The 18,465-nt window shown below is 45.2% G+C and carries 12 protein-coding genes; 2 read left to right on the forward strand and 10 right to left on the reverse strand.

Annotated features, from left to right (window positions below; all coding sequences use genetic code 11):
• Positions 1-42 precede the first annotated feature (42 nt).
• Together ACQY73_RS25670 and ACQY73_RS25675 are read left to right on the forward strand one after the other, a co-directional pair.
• A complete protein-coding gene (locus ACQY73_RS25670; protein ID WP_428668538.1) occupies positions 43-1,014 on the forward strand; it encodes a glycosyltransferase family 2 protein in 972 nt (323 codons plus the stop codon).
• A gap of 195 nt (positions 1,015-1,209) precedes the next feature.
• Positions 1,210-2,238: an OmpA family protein gene (locus tag ACQY73_RS25675; RefSeq protein ID WP_428656564.1), complete on the forward strand. Its 1,029-nt coding sequence runs from the start codon at positions 1,210-1,212 to the stop codon at positions 2,236-2,238.
• A 19-nt stretch (positions 2,239-2,257) separates the two neighbouring features.
• Here ACQY73_RS25675 and ACQY73_RS25680 read toward each other — a convergent pair whose 3' ends face one another.
• The 10 genes from ACQY73_RS25680 to ACQY73_RS25725 form a co-directional block, all read right to left on the reverse strand.
• Positions 2,258-4,813: a M1 family aminopeptidase gene (locus ACQY73_RS25680; protein WP_428656566.1), complete on the reverse strand. Its 2,556-nt coding sequence runs from the start codon at positions 4,811-4,813 to the stop codon at positions 2,258-2,260.
• Between the two features lie 44 nt (positions 4,814-4,857).
• Complete coding sequence (locus ACQY73_RS25685; protein ID WP_428656568.1) at positions 4,858-5,340, reverse strand: DUF6169 family protein; 483 nt, start codon at positions 5,338-5,340, stop codon at positions 4,858-4,860.
• Positions 5,324-5,506 carry a hypothetical protein gene (locus ACQY73_RS25690; RefSeq protein WP_428656570.1) on the reverse strand — a complete coding sequence of 61 codons (183 nt, stop codon included), beginning with the start codon at positions 5,504-5,506 and terminating at the stop codon, positions 5,324-5,326. Before ACQY73_RS25690 ends, ACQY73_RS25685 begins: the two co-directional genes overlap by 17 nt.
• Before the next feature lie 181 nt (positions 5,507-5,687).
• Positions 5,688-6,698: an aspartate-semialdehyde dehydrogenase gene (locus tag ACQY73_RS25695; RefSeq protein WP_428656572.1), complete on the reverse strand. Its 1,011-nt coding sequence runs from the start codon at positions 6,696-6,698 to the stop codon at positions 5,688-5,690.
• Positions 6,699-7,107: 409 nt separating this feature from the next.
• A complete protein-coding gene (locus ACQY73_RS25700; protein WP_428656575.1) occupies positions 7,108-10,047 on the reverse strand; it encodes a carboxypeptidase-like regulatory domain-containing protein in 2,940 nt (979 codons plus the stop codon).
• A gap of 59 nt (positions 10,048-10,106) precedes the next feature.
• Positions 10,107-10,685, reverse strand: a complete 579-nt coding sequence (locus tag ACQY73_RS25705) for a 5-formyltetrahydrofolate cyclo-ligase (RefSeq protein WP_428656577.1) — start codon at positions 10,683-10,685, stop codon at positions 10,107-10,109.
• 209 nt (positions 10,686-10,894) lie between these two features.
• Positions 10,895-12,412, reverse strand: a complete 1,518-nt coding sequence (locus ACQY73_RS25710) for a peptide MFS transporter (protein WP_428656579.1) — start codon at positions 12,410-12,412, stop codon at positions 10,895-10,897.
• A gap of 198 nt (positions 12,413-12,610) precedes the next feature.
• Positions 12,611-14,056, reverse strand: coding sequence for an efflux transporter outer membrane subunit (locus tag ACQY73_RS25715; protein WP_428656581.1), 1,446 nt, complete (start codon positions 14,054-14,056; stop codon positions 12,611-12,613).
• Positions 14,049-17,204, reverse strand: a complete 3,156-nt coding sequence (locus tag ACQY73_RS25720; RefSeq protein WP_428656584.1) for an efflux RND transporter permease subunit — start codon at positions 17,202-17,204, stop codon at positions 14,049-14,051. Before ACQY73_RS25720 ends, ACQY73_RS25715 begins: the two co-directional genes overlap by 8 nt.
• Before the next feature lie 45 nt (positions 17,205-17,249).
• The gene (locus tag ACQY73_RS25725) at positions 17,250-18,371 is read right to left on the reverse strand and encodes an efflux RND transporter periplasmic adaptor subunit (RefSeq protein ID WP_428656586.1); all 1,122 of its coding nucleotides are present in this window, start codon (positions 18,369-18,371) and stop codon (positions 17,250-17,252) included.
• Between the last annotated feature and the right edge of the window lie 94 nt (positions 18,372-18,465).

The following is an 18,465-nucleotide window of genomic DNA, read 5'->3' on the forward strand; positions in this document are numbered from 1 at the left end:
TTTGTAGCTTTGCTGCGCGATACGCAATTGATTTTGGATACTATGCCCGGCGAAGCCCTCGATATATCAGTCGTTATACCCCTCTTCAATGAAGAGGAATCGTTACCCGAATTGACCGCCTGGATCGGGCGGGTCATGGACGAACATCAGTATAGTTATGAGGTCCTTTTGGTAGACGACGGCAGTACGGATGATTCGTGGAAAGTGATTCAAAAATTGGCCGTCAGCGACCCGCACATTAAAGGCGTTCGTTTCAATCGGAATTACGGCAAAACGCCCGCGTTGCAAACGGGTTTTCAACTTGTACGCGGCAGCGTGGTCATTACAATGGACGCCGACTTGCAGGACAGCCCTGACGAAATTCCGGAACTGTATCGAATGATCACTGAAGATGGTTTCGATCTGGTATCGGGTTGGAAACAAAAACGCTACGACCCGCTCTCAAAAACACTGCCGACAAAGTTGTTCAACGCCGTAACGCGCAGTATATCAGGGGTTCAGTTACATGATTTCAATTGTGGACTTAAAGCGTACAAGCAACGCGTAGTCAAAAACATTACGCTCTATGGCGAGATGCACCGTTACATTCCCGTAGTAGCGAAGTGGAACGGTTTTCGCAAGATCGGTGAGAAAGTAGTACAGCATCAGGCCCGTAAATACGGCAGTACCAAGTTTGGTCTGGAGCGATTTGTGAACGGATTTCTGGACCTGCTTTCCATTACGTTTGTACACCGTTTCAGTAAAGCACCCATGCACTTTTTCGGGCTGTGGGGTACGCTCTCGTTTTTATTGGGATTTGTCATCACCTTCGGATTAATTATCAAAAAGATATACCTCATTTTTGCCAAAGAGCCTTTCCGCAACGTAACCGAAAATCCGCTGTTTTACATGGCATTGGTTGCCATAGTCATCGGATTTCAACTCTTTTTAGCGGGATTTTTAGGAGAAATGATGGTGAAACAACATACGGTAAAACAGGCCGATTATTTGGTCGTGGAGAAGATCGGAATTTAGTCTCTTCTATTTCTAAAAGTATTTCTACGTCCGGTCGGCTTTTAAGCCGGCCGGACGTTTTTTTGCTCATGGTTTTTCGGATACCATTTAATGCAAGAGCTGTTCTTATTTTTATGATGGTTTATGTAACATTTGCTATACTCAACTTTCTTTTATATTTGTGTACCGGTTATTGTTAAACACACTATCAAAACTATGTTTACTTCTCTGCTCAGTTGGCTCTTCTGTATTTATGGCTATTTCCCTTTTCAAAGTGCACCTGCACAAGTGGCAAATGCTATCCGAATCAATGGAAGTTGTCGGGATAATACCAGCAAAGACTATCTTAAGCAGAGTGTAGTATATGCAGTCTTTCAATCAAGTCGCAAATTGGTTGGTAAAAGTGATGAGACCGGCAATTTTGATTTTCAAATTCCTGATTCAACAAAATATCTTTCCTTTGAGGTTGAGAAATACCATACTGCAACCATTCCCGTGAATTTCATTGGCAAAATAGCCGGCAGTTCCAAATTTCCGGTTTTTGTAGAAATGAGTCTGAAAGATTCGCTTCCGTTGCAGGTACGTAATCAATTTATTGCCTGTTTGATTGTATCGGATAGTATGGATATTGATCATAAAATGGAGAATACTGCAATGCTGTCCTTTGGAATGTTGTCTTTTAGGAAAAGGTATAATAATGGTAAACATTGGCCTTTTTTCCACAGTGAAGGATTTAAACAAGGGAAATATCTCTATACGGCCTCTTCTCCCGAAGGGCGCTTATATCTTAAAAAAGAAATGACATTGGTTCCGGGATTTAATTTTACGGATGTGCGTATCAATAAGCCGGAAGAGTTACAAAAAACCATTCCTCAACCACAAATGCTTGAGGAAGTAGTGGCTAAATCGTTAAAAAAGAAATTCCTGTATTTCGACCAAAGCAGTTACGAATTGAGAGATGAAACCAAAGCGTCTTTGGATTCGGTTTCCCGTTTTTTAATACGTGAGCAGGAGATGGCAGCGCATGTAACGGGCTATACCGATAACGTGGGCGAACGCGGTAAGAACCTGACCCTGTCAGAATTTCGGGCAAAAATGGTGATGAATTACCTGACCCGAAAAGGCGTTCGGGCCGAACAGATCATTATTCAATGGAAAGGGTCTGATACGTCAACTCCAACGGACGATTCTGAAGAAAGTAAGACCAAAAAAAGGCGGGTGGAAATTCAGTTTTTGCCGAAGTGATCAGTACAAAAAAGGGGGATTAAAAATCCCCCACCTGTCCATACATATTTTTCAATTGCGGGTCGCGCTCGGCGTTGCGAATGTCTTTGCGCATGGCTTTTACGCCTTCAATATCCGTCAATAATCCCAACACTTGATAGGCTCCAAAACGCACAAAATAGGCGGGATGATTGCGGGCCGTGGTTTCAAGCATGGGCAAGGCTTTGCGTTGCACATCGGCATTGGAACGAATCAGGTACTTGCCGAATACCTGCAGGAAGTTATAGATCTCAGCGGACTTCAACTTGCTCATTTTTACCATGAACCAATCGTATTGGTCGGGTTTGCCCAACCCGGCGTAGTAGTTTGCCACGGCCGTAACGATCTCGCTGTTAGGTGCATTTTCGAAACGATGTGCAATGTCGGCAGCATCGTCGGGTTTGCCGATCAGGTATGCATCCAATGCGGCTGAAACGACTTGGTAAGAACTGTCGTTGAGAGCTTCGCGGAAAAGTGGATCATTGGAATTGTCACCAAATGAACCCAACGTAATGACAGCCTCCATACGCACTCGCGGGTGAACATCTACGCGTGCTTTGCTTTGAATGATACGTTCCACTTCGTTGAATTGCAGACCGTCGTATTCTGAGAAGTTGGAGACGGCTAACTGCCTGATCTTCCAAAATTTATCGTTCATGGCACTCATCATCAAGTGACGAACGGTCGAGTCGATCATGTTGCCTTCCAAGCGAGTGATGGCTTCATAACGGGCCAAGTATTTGTCACAATGACTGTACTGGAAGATCAATTCAGGCTTGGTTTTTTCGTAATCCACTTCACCCAAAAGTTGTTTCTCAACATCAAAATCCACGAGATCGGGGCGTTGAGCGGCGGGGAATTCAAACGTTTGGCGGGCGCGATTAATGACAATATCATGCGAGTTTTTCTTCCCATTGACCCACACATCCACTTTGAGTGGCAATTGATAAATAGGTGTATAAGTCGAATCCTGCAACTGACTCACTTTAAGACTCACTTTGCCATCATTCCAAGTTTGCTCCACTTTCAGATTAGCATGACCCGGTGATAAGAACCATTGATTAAAAAACCAATTCAGATCCTCGCCCGTTACCTCTTCAAACGCTTCGCGCAAATCATTGATCTCAACAGATCCGTATCCATGACGAATGAGATAGTTCTTTGACGCAGTAAAAAAGGCTTCATCGCCCACGTACTTGCGAAGCATGTGCAGCACGCGCCCGCCTTTGGCGTAGGAGTGATTGTCGAACATATCTTCCATGTCGGTATAATTGTACCGAATCAATGGTTCCTGCTTTTGCTCCGATTCACCAAGGTATTGCTGCAATTCACCATGCGCCCACAGATCGGCCTCTTCCGGGCCTTTTTTGTATTCATTCCAGAGGTATTCGGAATAATTGGCGTAGGCTTCGTTGAGCGGAAGATGCGCCCATGATTCACATGTCACTAAATTACCAAACCAATGGTGCATCAGTTCGTGCGCAATGACATCATCGGAGTTGCCGTCGAGCAATGCTCGGGCATCGCTTTGCACATTTTCAGCATGAACGGTCATGGAGGTGTTCTCCATCGCACCCGCTACAAAATCACGCACGGCGATCTGAGCGTACTTTTCCCACTGAAATTCCACTCCGAACTTGTCTTCAAAGAACTGAATCATTTCACGCGTCCGACCAAAAATCGCCTTGGCATAGGGTGCATATTGCGGTTCTACATAATAGCTCAGTTCCAATCCGTTACGGATGGTATCGCGCGCTACTGCGAAATCTCCCACCACAAATGCGGCCAGATAAGGTGCATGCGGCAGGCGCTGCACCCAACGGTCGGTGCGGGTAGTACTGTCAGCATTCAGTTTGGATTCCACCAGTTTTCCATTGGAAAGCGTTACAAAACGTTTGTCAACGGTCAGTCGAAAATCCTGCGTCATTTTTTCGTTGGGGCTGTCTACCGTCGGCATCCAACAGGAATTATATTCGGTTTCACCCTGCGTCCAGATCTGTTGTGGCTTGCCTTCGTCCATGCCGTCGGCGTTGATGAAATAGAGTCCTTTATCGCCTTTAGGCCCGGCGATTCCGACGGGTAATTCGTTGGGCTTTGCTACATAATCCACTAATACGTGCAATGTATCAAAACGACTGTAAGTACGTCGAAGCTTGATGGTTATCAGGCGCTTGTTGTAAGTATATTCCAGAGGATCGGAAATGTATTCTTTTATGTATCGCTTCTGAACAGAATCAAATCGTTCGAGAGTATCCAGTTGAAAAATACCTTTAATGTCAAAACCTTTGGCATCAAGCTCTAACGTATTTTGGGGATAAAAATAGGGCTTGAACGTAATGACAGCCGAGCCCAAAGCATGTTGCCGAAGCCAATCAAAACGCATGTCAAGCTGCGTATGTAAAATGTCGTTTTTGAGCGCACGAGTTGGACGATATGGGCCTTTTTTTGCTGCCCAAACGGGCCTTTTGGTAGTATCAGCCGGTGAAATAGGGGTTTTTGCAAAAGTGTTGAAAAACACCGGAAGCGAAAAAACAATTATTAATACGTTTTTTAACATTTTTTTTAGTTTATTTCCCGGCGTACTTCGGTAAAAGTGCCAAGCTATTTTTCTCCTGTGAGTTCATCGGTTAACTCCCGAAATGCTGCTTCAATACTATCAATAAAAGGGGTATTAGATTTAATGATTAATGACATAAAGTACGTTGTATCATTTATTGGATCTTGAATTATACCGTCATACTTTAAAAATGTAGTATCATTAAAACGTATATACCAATCGTTAAATTTTCTATGTCTGGCGGCTTGCTTTCCATCGGTGGTATCGCAAGAAAATACGACTACTTTCTCGTGAGATGTGAAGAAGTCCAGAAAAATAGACGTATTTGTTAAAGGAACATTGGGATCTTTACTTGGACGTAAACGCTTTTGATTATCAGCTAGTTTGATAACAAATTCAAATACGAAATGCTTGAATGAATAATTTTCGGGGAAATAAAAAGGTGCTGCTACAAAGTAAATTTCGTACTGAAGACCCTGATCATTCTCGAAAAAATAATCGTTGTCTACTTTACGAAATGGGTACATTCTCTCGATTGGCAAATTCCTTTACAATTTTCTCCCAAGCATCGTCATAATCCTTTTGTTCCATTTTTGGAGCTCCTTTTTGAATTCTAATTTTGTTTTCGTGCAAAGTGCGTGCAAACCACACTGCGCGCATCTTTGTTTCTTGGGTTGTTATTTCCTTTTTCATTGGCACTTTTATTGAAAAGTGAATCCTGATTTACTATCAAATATACACCTTCTAAAGATTTGTTCTTAATTAAGAATAACGCAAAGTTCGGAAACCTATTGGGAAGCACGAAATAAAATTAATAAAAAAGGCGTCCGACGGTTCCAAACCGTCAGACGCCCATGCTTTCAAAATATTGTTTTTATACCAACTCGGCTACTTCTACCAAGTTGTGTTTTGCCAAATATTCGGCGATCTGTACGGCATTTGTGGCGGCACCTTTGCGAAGGTTATCGGCCACGATCCACAGATTAAGCGTTTTGGGTTGTGACTCGTCGCGGCGAATACGACCTACAAACGTTTCATCTTTTCCGTGGGCCGTCAATGGCATAGGGTATATCTTATTTTTTGGATCATCCTGAATCACAACGCCTTCGGCCTGTCCTAAGATTTCGTAGATGTCGCTCAGTTCGAACTCATTCTCAAATTCAATATTGACCGCTTCCGAGTGACCGCCAATGGTTGGGATACGCACCGTCGTAGCAGTTACGGCAATGCTGTCGTCCATCATGATCTTTTTGGTCTCGTTGGTCATTTTCATTTCTTCTTTGGTATAACCGTTGTCCAAAAATACGTCAATATGGGGCAGCACGTTGAGGTCGATGGGGTGAGGGTATACTTTAGCAACGGTTGTATCGCCGTTGCGCTCGGCAAACAGCTGATCTACAGCGGCTTTTCCCGTACCCGTAACGGATTGATACGTAGAAACAACCACGCGTTTGATGCCATAGCGTTTGTGCAACGGATTCAACACCACCACCATCTGAATGGTCGAGCAGTTTGGGTTGGCAATGATCTTATCTTCTTTGGTCAGGGTATGGGCATTGATCTCAGGCACGACCAATTTTTTGGTGGGGTCCATGCGCCAGGCCGATGAGTTGTCGACCACTGTGATGCCTGCTTCCGCAAATTTGGGTGCCAAGGATAACGACGTACCGCCGCCAGCCGAGAAGATAGCAATCGCAGGTTTTGCGGCAATGGCATCTTCAAAGCTTACGATGGTGTACTGTTTACCCTTGAACGTAACCTGTTTACCTACCGATCTTTCTGATGCAACGGGGATCAATTCTGTGACGGGGAAATTGCGCTCTTCGAGTACTTTGAGGATTTCGCTGCCTACCAAACCGGTAGCACCTACTACTGCGATTTTCATTGGTTTGCTTTTGTTTGAGTTAATTAAAAATTACAATCTAGAGTTGACAGAGGTACATAAAAAAATCGTCACCGTGAAGGTTAAGAATCAGGACAAACACGCTGGCATGGTGGGGTCAATATCCCATCAGGCTCCGCGTGTCTATTTAGATTTCTTTGAGTTCACAGTGACGATAAAAATGTGGGTGCAAAATAAAGAGAAACTTTAAAATATAGCAAGAAAAAAATATCTTTTTTGCAAAAAAGGGCTTTGTTGTTTATCAAAATGCTAAAAAGAGTGGGTTGTTATTGAAAAAATAATCTTATTAGTTATCACGCAAAGGCGCAGGGAAGCAAAGACGCAGCGTTTTTCTGCATTTTCCCTTTTGCGGTTTATCATTTTACAGTTTTACATTTTTCGGTTCCTCTTCTCATTTCTCAAACCCTCTGACCACCACTCGCTTAATGTTTTGACTTGATAAAAAAGTGCTTTCAGGTTTTAACAATATGTTGATGGCGCCGTTTTTGGCTTCCTCACCCAGCTTTTTCAAAACCGAAGGCTCTTTAAGTAGATCAATGGCTTCCATTTCGATCCAGATCAGCGTTTGCAGCGATTGCCAATTGGTCGGCAATCCATCAATGAACAGCGCAACGTGCTTGCCATTGGCTTTTGAGTTTCCCAAGTCTGTAAAATACACGCCTGTATTATCTGCCGTAATATTTCGCCCTCTTTGTGCCAAAATAAGTGGAAATGTCTGCCCTTTCATCTGTATGTCGTCAATCAGGATGGTTTCGCTTGCGGAAACATAATTTTTTCGAAAATCATGCTCTGACGGTTTGGAAAGTTGTTGAACCGGTAACTTGTGGCTTATGCGCTCTTTCCATTGATGCACCAAAAGTCGAGTTTGATTTTCGGTGATAGAAGCGGTCGGAATCCAAACCCATTGCGGTATAAATGCAGGCAGTGTATCCGGCGCAATAATGGCATTTCGTGCTTTGTCACTTTGTACCTGAATCACCATGTCTGCTTTACCAAAAAACTGCAATGGCTGTGTGGTAAAACGTCCGGTTTCATTGGTTTTGACGTCAAAATTAAGTTGAGCGGAATCCGCATTTACAAACCCGATCACCGGAATATCCGCCAGCGGTTTTCCGTTGGTTTGGGTAATTTTTCCTGTCAACGAAATCCCCGATTCGTATTCAAAAGTGGTTGGATTAGCTAAATGATAGGGGCGAATTGCATGGGTAAGAAGCAGTAAATCAAGCTCTTTTGGCGAAGGAGAACTGTGAGCCGAATCCAATCGACAGGCATAGAGTTCGGCTTCAAACAAGCGAGGAGAAAAAGAATTTTGCTCTTCTTCGGCCGGCACCGCAGAAGGTTGGTAAAAAGCCCTCGTAGCGATTGGATGATTAAGCGCATCCAACAGCAAAAGCTGCATAACACCACTGCCCTCCAGGTCTTCCCTCGGAATTTTAATAAACGTCAGGTTACGTTTGGGCGTAATGATCGCTTCAAACAAAAGTTGACCGCGTAAATGAATCATAAACCGCATGGGTTTCCATTCCTCGGGCGATAGGTTATTAATAAGTCGGACATTAATAAAAGCAGAATCTTTCAAAGCTTCTGTTTGAAGAATATATCCTTTCGCTGAAGCCGCCGGGAATTCCTGCACTTGATTGTTGCCAAAAACAGCTTTTAGTCTTTCGTTTGCCGGTGGAATGACGTAAAAATCACCGTATCCTTGGTCATTGCTTTTGAATCGGCACAGCGTATCTCCTTTTAAAGTGAGTAGCCAACCTTCTACCGATGCAGGATTTCCCTCATTGGTGAAACTCGAAATTCCGATGCGATTGGAAACACCTGCCAGCAAATTGCCGCTTTCCGGAAAAAAACGAAGTTGAACTGCATCCGCCGCAGAAGAAACAGACAATGAATCGGTAAGGATTCGAATGTTCTTTCGCGCCCAAAAACGTTCGTCAAAGTTACGCGCCCAGTGATTATGGGCAATCAATTGATACGTTCCTTTCAGCGAATCCGGAACCACCCATTTACCTTGATAGCTTCCATGTTCTATCCATAGCTTTTGTTGTTCTATCCAATGCTGTTCTGAGCGAACCGTCAGATATACAAGTGTTTGACCGCTGGGCGAGTAAGACGTAGCATCAATTGCCTGCAACTGAAAATGAACCGTATCGCCCGGTATGTAAGCTTCACGGTCGGTGGTGAGAAGGATCTTTTCCTGTTTTTGATAATTGGGAATCACGCCGGAATCTTCCGTACGAGTTGACGGTGATGTATTGGATGCTTGAAAATCGTCGGGCAACATATCTGCTACGCGGCGTTTGCTCATGCTGCCTACGGTTGTGAGTTGCCTCGAATTTTCGACAATTCCGTTGTACGAAAAAGCAAGAAAATCGTCCGTAATTTCTAACCACGACACTTCGTCATTCAAATCAAAGTACCAGGTTTGGGGATCGGAACGGTGGATATAATGGATCTCATAACGCTGTTTGGGAATACTGACGCGTTGCAGGGCAGGGTTGAATTGAGCCAATGTATCGACGTTGATTTCTACCAGTGAATTGTTTCTGAAGTAACGATTTCGAACGAGTTTTTCGGAAGGAGTTTCATCTAAATACACTCTGAATCCTTCCTGTCGGCTTTTCTTCTGTACTATCGAGGCTAAAAAATGCCGCAACGAACCTCGATAGGCCTGATTACGATTGTTTTCCCACGCCTGAGATTCGGCTTCATTGGTGGCCGCCATGAGCCTAAACAAAAGCTGTCCGCTGAATTGATACGAAAGACCGGTAGATTGAAAATCTGACAGTTGATACGAAAGATTATACCCCAACGCTTTATTTTCAATTTCAATGCTTTTGGCCGCGTGCGCCGTGAGTATTTGCCGTTTTTTTGTGACATCCACATCATAAGAATTGATCACCTTACAGTTTCGGGCATTTTTAGAACGGCCCAAAAACTCGTGTTCAAAATCTTTGTATAAACGCTTCCATTGCTTGTCGCGTTTGCCGGATATTTTTACTTCGTTCAAAAATTTGGTATCGGCGCTGAGGCGAATGTTGAGGCGGCGGTTTTCGTCGGGACGAAGCACAAATTCCTGCTCGAAGGTTTTATATCCCACCATCGAAGCCACCACTTTGGCGTAGCCCGCTGATTGAATCTTAAGCACAAAAGCCCCTTTGACGTCGGTTTGGGTACCTTTAGTGGTATTGCTGATAAACACATTGACAAACGGCAGCGGCTCGTTGGTCTGCGCATCCACCACACTCCCCGTAATGGTCTGGGCAAGTGAAGCATAGCTTGTCAGAAGAAGGAGGAAAATAAACGAACCTGCCCGCCGGAGTTTCATCGACTAATAGTTGGAAGTGGTCTTTGCAGCTAGTAAGCATCGAAAAGCTCTACTCTACTTTACCATTGCCAAACTTGAGTGGGCGTAATGCAAAAATCCATGCGAATATCGAAGGCATTGAGGTCGTCGATTTTCAGGATCGGGTCAAACATAGAGAGGCCTACTTTGATAACGTTGGGGCGGCATTTGGCCAAAAAACGATCATAAAAGCCTTTCCCGTAGCCTACGCGGTAGCCGTTTCTGTCGAAGGCCAACAAAGGAATAATGACCAGATCAATGCCGCTCACGGCGTATTGCAAATTGCAGGTTGGGTCCGGTTCGAGAATGCTCCATTGGTTGAGTTGGAGTTTCATGTCGGGCAACCATTGGTAATGCTCCATTTCACCTGTTTCAGGCAATGCGCGAGGAATAACGACTTGATTTTGAAGGTATTTTTCCTGAATAGTATAAATAATGGGAAACGTATCCACTTCGTTTTGACGGCGGAGTGGGAGATAGGTGTGAACCGCCTTGAGGTTTTCAATGGCAAAAAAAGAAAAAAAGTGCCGTGCAATGGCTTGGCTTTGCACGGCTACTTCGGCAGCAGTAAGTGAGCGACGACGTTCCGCAAAAATGGTGCGCAATTCTCGTTTCGTCATGAGGAAAACGGATTTATCAGGTAGAGACAAACCTTACTATAACGGATTTATCGGGCAGAGGCAAGCCTTACTATAACGAGTTTATCGGGTAGAGACAAACCTTACTATAACGAGTTTATCGGGTAGAGACAAACCTTACTATAACGAGTTTATCGGGCAGAGGCAAGCCTTACTATAACGAGTTTATCGGGCAGAGGCAAGCCCTGCCCCTACTTGGCTCCATGCATTATTTTCTTCACACGCCCGGCCAAGATAAACAACAACAAAGAGGCAATTCCCGAAAGAGCCACGTTGATGAGGAAAAACTCGTAGAGATTGTGAATGTCGATTCCCAGAAAATTGGTGGTTTTACCGGGCTCCGGATATAAGGCCGAGATCATACCGGCAGCCTTATTGGCAATGGCGGGGGCCAAAAACCAAACGGCCATCATCAATGAAACGTATTTTGGGGGAGACAGTTTATTGACCAAAGAAAGCCCGATGGGTGATAAGCAAAGTTCGCCGACAGAATGCAACAGATAAAGCGCCACCAAGTAAAACATACTCACTTTAACCCCCGGCATTAAGTCTTTAACCGGAAACTCAATTACTATATAGCCCAACGTAACGAGAAAAAGGCCAATCGCCATTTTATAAATGGAGGAAGGTTCGGCGTTTCGCTTACCTAAAAACCCCCACAAAAAGGCCATCAAAGGAGCGCAGGTTACGATGAAGAACCCATTCAGGTTTTGAAACAAACTGGGTGGAACGGTGTAGCCCCAAATTTCCCGGTCGGTTTGTTCATCCGCAAAGAAAGTAAGCGAAGCGGGCGCCTGTTCAAACGTAGCCCAAAAGAAAATAACGAAGAAGGAAACGATAAAAATAACCGCTACTTTTTCGCGGTCAATACGGCTGAGTGACTTATCGGCAAATACCAAATAAGCAATGACCAACGCCGATAAGATCAAAAACGGAAAGATTATATTGGTGATGAAGGCATCAACGTACATAATACCCAAAGAAACGAGCAACAGGGCGGGCAACCAAAAATAGACTTTTGTAATTCCGGGTGAATCGGCGGGTGTAGCGCCTACGGGCTTGTTGTCCCATGAATGGAGGTACTTGTTTTGGCCCCACCAGAGGGTAAGCGTAGCCAATAACATCGCTACGCTACAGGCTAAAAATGCCCATTTAAAATCGTTTGGATTGCCGGTGTCGCCTACTAAACTGGTGATCAGGTTACCCAAAAAAGAACCTAAATTGATACCCATGTAAAAGATCGTGTAAGCGGCATCGCGGCGACGGTCAGCAGGGCCGTACAACGAACCTACCATCGAAGAGATATTGGGTTTGAAAAAACCGTTCCCCGTGATCATGAGTCCTAAACCCAAAAACAGCATTAAACTTGCGAAAGGAGTCATGCCTTCGGCGGCAGTTTCGGGGCGAAGCAAAGCGGATAAAAATAAAACAAATTGCCCGAGTGCCATCAAAAGCCCACCCACCAGAATAGAGCGCCGGTTGCCCCAATAGCGGTCGGCGATAAATCCTCCGATGAGAGGGGTCATGTAGACCAGTCCTACGTAGCCTCCATAAATGTTGGAAGCCATTGCTTTGTCAAAAAAGAGCGCTTTGGTCAGGTAAAGAACCAAGATGGCGCGCATTCCGTAATAGGAAAAACGCTCCCACATTTCAGTGGCAAAGAGTAGATACAGGCCGTTGGGATGGCGTGAAGATGTATTTTCGGGCATAAAAAAGTTGGGTTTAGTTTAGTTGTTAAAGTGTACAGGTTAGTACAAATGTAAAAAAAAAGCCCAATTTGTAACATTTCTCATCATAGAGTTGATAATAGTTGTTCAAACTGGGGCTTCCTGTTACAATTTGACGTGTTATAACGTCAAATTGCCAAATAAAAATTGTGTTATAACCTACCGAATTTCAGTTTATTTTTATTTCCAACCTCCGCCCAGTGCTCGGTAAATATTGATAAGTGAATAATACTGCCTTTTACGAACGTCGATCAACTCAATTTTGGATTGCAGGGCATTCTTGCGGTTTAAAATTACTTCCAGGTACGAAGCCCGTCCCGTCGAAAAAAGATCGGATGCCGTTTGGATGGATTTGTTCAGCACAGTTGCCTCGGAGGTTTTGAGCGTATGCAGTTTCTCCAGATTATTGATAAGCGCCATTTGATTGTACACCTCAAAATAACCGTTCAAAATGCTTTTTTGGTAATTGTACAACGCTTCTACCTGCGTGGCTCTTGCCGTTTTCAACTCGGCTTTCAGGGCGCTTTTGTTAAACAACGGTGCGGTCAAGCCGCCGACGATATTATACGCAATGGAATGCGGAGTGATCAAAAACTCGGGATTGAAGGATTGCAAACCCAACGCCGCCGTCAGATTCAACGATGGATAAAAGGCCGCTTTGGCAATATACACATGGGCTTTGGTTGCCATTAATTCATACTCAGCCTGCCGCACGTCCGGGCGATTTTTGAGTAATTCGGCAGGAATGCCTACGTGTACTAACGCCGGCAAAGGTGTAGTAAACCGCGCTTTATTGCGCCGAATGGGCTGCGGAAATCGACCTGATAGCAAATTGATCCTGTTTTCGGTTTCTATAATGCGCTGCACTATTTCCACTTCAAAACTTTTGGAATTGAGCAATTGTGCTTCAAATTGATTCACGGCCAGTTCGTTGGCACGGCCCGCATCTTTCTGAATTCTGATGATGCTCAACTCATTGTCCTGCAAAGCGATGTTTTCGCGGATGATGTCCAATTCATTTTCAAACGCCAGCAATTCATAATACGCAAAGGCGATGTCAGCAATGAGATTGGTAATGACAAAATTACGTCCTTCGACCGTCGCCAGATAACGCGCCAACGCGGCTTCTTTGCGGGTACGGAGTTTTCCCCAAATGTCAATCTCCCAAGAACTTTGTAAGCCAATGTTGAAATCGGGTAAATACTCGGGAATGTTCTGGTCTTTGGTGATATTATTGGAGAAATTGGTATCATAATTTCCAATGCCATCCATGGTATATTTTCCGAAGCGACGTTGTCCCACCGAACCCACGCCCGACACAAAAGGCAGCGTCAGCCCTTTGGCCTGCTCCACCTGCGCCCGACCCATTTCAATGCGCTGCATAGCAAGCCGTATATCTATGTTGTTGTTGAGGGCGGTGTCGATCAATGCCGTCAGCGTGGTATCTGAAAAATACGTTTTCCAATGAATTTCGGCCGAATTTCCCTCTTGTTTTGCTTTAGAATAGGCCTCGGGAACGGCCGGAAGCGAAGGCAGTTGTTCCGGCGTTTTTAATAATTTGCACCCTGAAAACAGGAAGAGCAGGGCCGAAACAATAAGGATGTTTTTATAGGTTAAGTTACGCATCAATTTCCTGAATTAAGTGGAGTTCTTTCTTTTGCTTGGGAGTGGAAAAACGCTCGGAAAGGGTCGCAAAAATGACGTACAGTCCCGGAATCAAAATGACCCCGAAGACGGTTCCGAAAAGCATTCCTCCCGCAGCGGCCGTTCCGATGGTTTTGTTGCCAATCGCACCGGCACCCGACGCCATGATCAGCGGAATCAAGCCCGCGATAAAGGCAAAGGAAGTCATCAAAATAGGGCGTAATCGCGACGATGCACCTTCGATGGCGGCCTGGAGCGGTTTCATCCCTTCGCCGCGTTTGAGAATGGCAAACTCTACGATCAGAATGGCATTTTTACCCAACAATCCGATCAACATCACCAATGCCACCTGTGCGTAAATGTTGTTTTGCAGACCGAGCAGTACCAAAAAGAAAAAGGCTCCGAAAACGCCCGTTGGCAGCGATAAAATCACGGGAAGCGGCAACAGAAAACTTTCGTATTGAGCGGCCAATAAAAGATAGACGAATACCAAACAAATGATAAAAATGTAAATGGCTTGGTCGCCCGATAGGATCTCGTCGCGCGTCATGCCCGACCATTCGTAGGTAAACCCTTTGGGCAATTTTTGAGCCGCCACTTCTTTGATGGCATTAATGGCGCTGCCGCTGCTGAAACCGGGCGCTGCTTCGCCGTTGATCATGGCCGCCGTAAACATATTGTAGCGCGTCAACTGCTCGGGTCCGTACACGCGTTCGGTTTTGACAAAGGCCGAATAAGGCACCATTTCACCCAAATTGTTCTTAACATACAGCTTCAAAATATCATCGGGCTGTGTGCGGTATTCCGACGAAGCCTGCACCATCACCTTGTACATTTGCCCGAAACGAATGAAATTGGTGGCGTAAAAACTCCCGATGAGCGATTGCAGATTGCTCATGGCGTTATCAATGGATACGCCTTTTTGGGCTGCCTTTTCGTTGTCAACGTGAATCAGGTATTGCGGAAAACTGGCGTCAAAACTCGTGAACGCGTTGGCGATCTCGGGGCGCTTATTGAGTTCTTCGATGAAGTTTTTTGTTACTTTTTCCATCGCCTGCAAATCACCGCTGTTGGTTCGATCCTGAAGTCTCATTTCAAACCCGCCGGCATTTCCGTAGCCCGGCACGGCGGGAGGCGGAAAAAACTGAATGCTGGCGTCTTTGATGTATTTGGTCTTTTCGGTCAATAATCGAATTACATCATCCACCGATTCGGTGCGATTTTCCCAAGGTTTGAGGTTGATCATTCCCATTCCGAAAGAAGCCCCCGAACCGTCGGTCATCAAACTGAAACCTGCCAAGGTAGAAATGGACTCAACAGCTCCGATCTTTTGGGTTTCTTTCTGAATCTCGTCCATGACTGACTCGGTGCGTTCGAGCGTCGCGCCCGAAGGCGTCGTCACGTTGGCATACACTGTGCCCTGATCTTCGGTTGGAATAAATCCGGAAGGAAGGATGGAACTCGTTCCAATGGTGGCGGCGATAAAAAATAAGAGCATCAATAGTGTTACCAATCGTCGATTGGCAATCACTCCAAGCAATGATTTATATCGGTTGGAAAGACCGTTGTACCAATTGTTAAAGCCGTCAAAAAAGCGGTTCAATAAGGTTTGCTTACGACCGTGGTTGCTTTTGAGCATGATGGCACAAAGCGCAGGCGTCAACGTCAAGGCATTTACTCCCGAAATGACGATGGCGATGGCCATCGTAATGGAAAATTGTCGGTAAAAAACACCCGATGGCCCTTCCATAAATGCTACCGGTACAAACACCGCCGACATGACCAACGTAATGGCGACAATGGCTCCGCTGATCTCATTCATGGATTCAATGGTAGCAGCTTTGGCATCCAACCCTTCTTCTTCCATTTTAGCGTGTACGGCTTCCACCACCACGATGGCATTATCAACCACAATACCGATGGCCAACACGAGTGCAAAAAGTGTCAGCAAATTGATGGAAAACCCAAATAACTGCATGAAAAAGAAGGTTCCGATCAGCGATACCGGCACGGCAAGGGCAGGGATCAACGTAGAACGAAAATCCTGAAGAAAGATAAAAACGACCAACGCCACCAAGATAAATGCCTCGATCAGCGTCTTAATTACCTCATGAATGGAAGCGTCCAGAAAGCGGGATACGTCGTAGCTGATGGTGTAATCCATGCCCGGCGGAAAAGTGGTGCCTTTCAATTCCGCCATTTTGGCTTTTACGTTGGCAATCACCTCGCTGGCATTAGAGCCGGGGCGTTGCTTGAGCAAGATCGCCGCCGAAGGTCGACCGTTCTCTTTGGACAAAACATCATAATCCAACGAGCCAAATTCCACTTCGGCCACATCTTTCAGGCGCAGCATATTACCGCTGGCGTTGGCTTTGATAACGATATTTTCGTATTCTTCTTTGCTCGTGAACTTGCCCGTGTAGCGCAATACATATTGCAGCGATTGCGGACGCCGACCCGAACTTTCACCGATCTTCCCCGGCGCGGCTTCTACGTTTTGGTTGCGGAGTGCCGTAATTACATCTTCGGCCGATACGTCATAGACCGTCATTCGATCAGGTTTGAGCCACACACGCATGGAGTATTCGCGCTGGCCCATAATATCTGCAAAACCTACACCATCGATGCGTTTGAGTTCAGCCATGACGTTGATGTCCGCAAAATTGTATAAAAATTTCTCGTCAGCAGCCGAGTCGGCGCTCATGAGGTTGAGGTACATGAGCATACTGTTTACCTCTTTTTCGGTGACAACGCCCGCTTTGATCACCTCTTCCGGCATTTCGTCCAAGACCGCCGTGACGCGGGTTTGCACATTGACGGCGGCAAGGTCAGGGTCGGTTCCTACCTTAAAGTACACTTGGATGATACTTGTGCCATCATTGCCCGAAACAGACGTCATGTAAGTCATGCCCGGCACTCCGTTGATGGCGCGTTCGAGGGGAGTGACCACTGCTTTAGAACAGGCTTCGGCGTTGGCACCCGTGTATTTGGTTGTGACCGTAACGGCAGGCGGGGCGATGTCGGGGTATTGAGTAACAGGCAATTGGGTAATAGATAATAGCCCCAATATGGTGATAATCAAAGAAATAACGATAGACAGGACAGGCCTGTGAATGAATATGGTAAACATAATGGATTTCCTTTAAGGTGAGATAACATGGAATGAACAGCCCTTTTATTGCCGTTCCAATTGGTTAATTATCTTCTTTAAAGGCACCATTTCGGGGTCGATCTGCATTCCTACCTTCATGTCCTGAATCCCTTCATAAATGATCTTATCGTTCATGCTTAGACCCGATTCCAGAATGTACAAATGCGGAATACGCAGCTTCGGTACAAAACTGCGCATTTGCACTTTGTTATCGTTGTCAATGACGTATACGTAGATTTTGTCCTGAATCTCAAAAGTTGATTTTTGGGGAATGACCAAAGCATTTCGGACTTTTTTCAAAATGCGTACTTTGCCGCTGGAACCGTGTTTGAGGATGCGTTCCGGATTCGGAAAACGGGCACGAAAGGCAATACTGCCCGTGGCGTTATCAAATTCTCCTTCAATGGTTTCGACAAATCCTTTGTGAGAATGCTCTTCATTGTTGGCCAAAATGAGCGACACTTCATTGCGATTAGCGGCTTCTTTGCTGCCCGATGCAAACTCAAGGTATTCTTTTTCGGAAACGTTGAAATAAGCGTACACTTCGTTGTTGTCGGAAAGCGTAGTGAGCAATGTTCCTTCGTCGATCAAACTGCCGATCTTATTGGGAATACGGTCAATGATGCCATCAAAGGGCGCCTTGATTTCAGCATAAGATAAATTTAGCTTGGCGCTTTGTTCTTCCGACTCGGCCTGTTCCACGCGGGCGTTCAGGGCGTCGAGTTTAGCCTTTGCCATGTCCAATTCGGTTTTGGAAACGACATTTTTATCAACCAATTTTTTGACGTTTTGCAGATCCAATTCGGCCGTTTTTGCTTCCGCAATGGCACTTTTCAACGCGGCAGTAGTGCGCAGCAACGCTCCTTTGTATTCTTGATTACTGATCCGAAAAATCACTTGTCCTTTTTTAACGGATTTGCCTTCATCTACATGAATGCTTTCGATATAACCTTTTACCCGTGCCCTGATTTCAACATTTTTGACGGAATGAATGTCTGATACGTAGTCGCTATGATACATGGTATCAATGGCGACGGGTTGGGTCACTTGAAATTTGTCGCGGGCGGTTTGGGTTTTTTGGTTGGGAGTAGAGCATGCCATCATGGCCAGCCCCACAATCGTGGTACATACGAATGATTTCCTCATGGTGATAACGATTAATTAATGGGAATGTGGATTATATAGCAGAACACCGGAACATCCGTGTAGACAGAGGCTCGGCATTCATCGGAAAAAAAAG

It is taken from the genome of Runella sp. (assembly GCF_965279615.1).
Classification (GTDB): Bacteria; Bacteroidota; Bacteroidia; order Cytophagales; family Spirosomataceae; genus Runella.

Bases quoted from the DNA above. Each gene is read 5' to 3' on its own strand.
- ACQY73_RS25670 (WP_428668538.1), top strand. From the start codon at position 43: ATGCCCGGCGAAGCCCTCGATATATCAGTCGTTATACCCCTCTTCAAT.
- ACQY73_RS25675 (WP_428656564.1), top strand. From the start codon at position 1,210: ATGTTTACTTCTCTGCTCAGTTGGCTCTTCTGTATTTATGGCTATTTC.
- ACQY73_RS25680 (WP_428656566.1), bottom strand. From the start codon at position 4,813: ATGTTAAAAAACGTATTAATAATTGTTTTTTCGCTTCCGGTGTTTTTC.
- ACQY73_RS25685 (WP_428656568.1), bottom strand. From the start codon at position 5,340: ATGTACCCATTTCGTAAAGTAGACAACGATTATTTTTTCGAGAATGAT.
- ACQY73_RS25690 (WP_428656570.1), bottom strand. From the start codon at position 5,506: ATGAAAAAGGAAATAACAACCCAAGAAACAAAGATGCGCGCAGTGTGG.
- ACQY73_RS25695 (WP_428656572.1), bottom strand. From the start codon at position 6,698: ATGAAAATCGCAGTAGTAGGTGCTACCGGTTTGGTAGGCAGCGAAATC.
- ACQY73_RS25700 (WP_428656575.1), bottom strand. From the start codon at position 10,047: ATGAAACTCCGGCGGGCAGGTTCGTTTATTTTCCTCCTTCTTCTGACA.
- ACQY73_RS25705 (WP_428656577.1), bottom strand. From the start codon at position 10,685: ATGACGAAACGAGAATTGCGCACCATTTTTGCGGAACGTCGTCGCTCA.
- ACQY73_RS25710 (WP_428656579.1), bottom strand. From the start codon at position 12,412: ATGCCCGAAAATACATCTTCACGCCATCCCAACGGCCTGTATCTACTC.
- ACQY73_RS25715 (WP_428656581.1), bottom strand. From the start codon at position 14,056: ATGCGTAACTTAACCTATAAAAACATCCTTATTGTTTCGGCCCTGCTC.
- ACQY73_RS25720 (WP_428656584.1), bottom strand. From the start codon at position 17,204: ATGTTTACCATATTCATTCACAGGCCTGTCCTGTCTATCGTTATTTCT.
- ACQY73_RS25725 (WP_428656586.1), bottom strand. From the start codon at position 18,371: ATGAGGAAATCATTCGTATGTACCACGATTGTGGGGCTGGCCATGATG.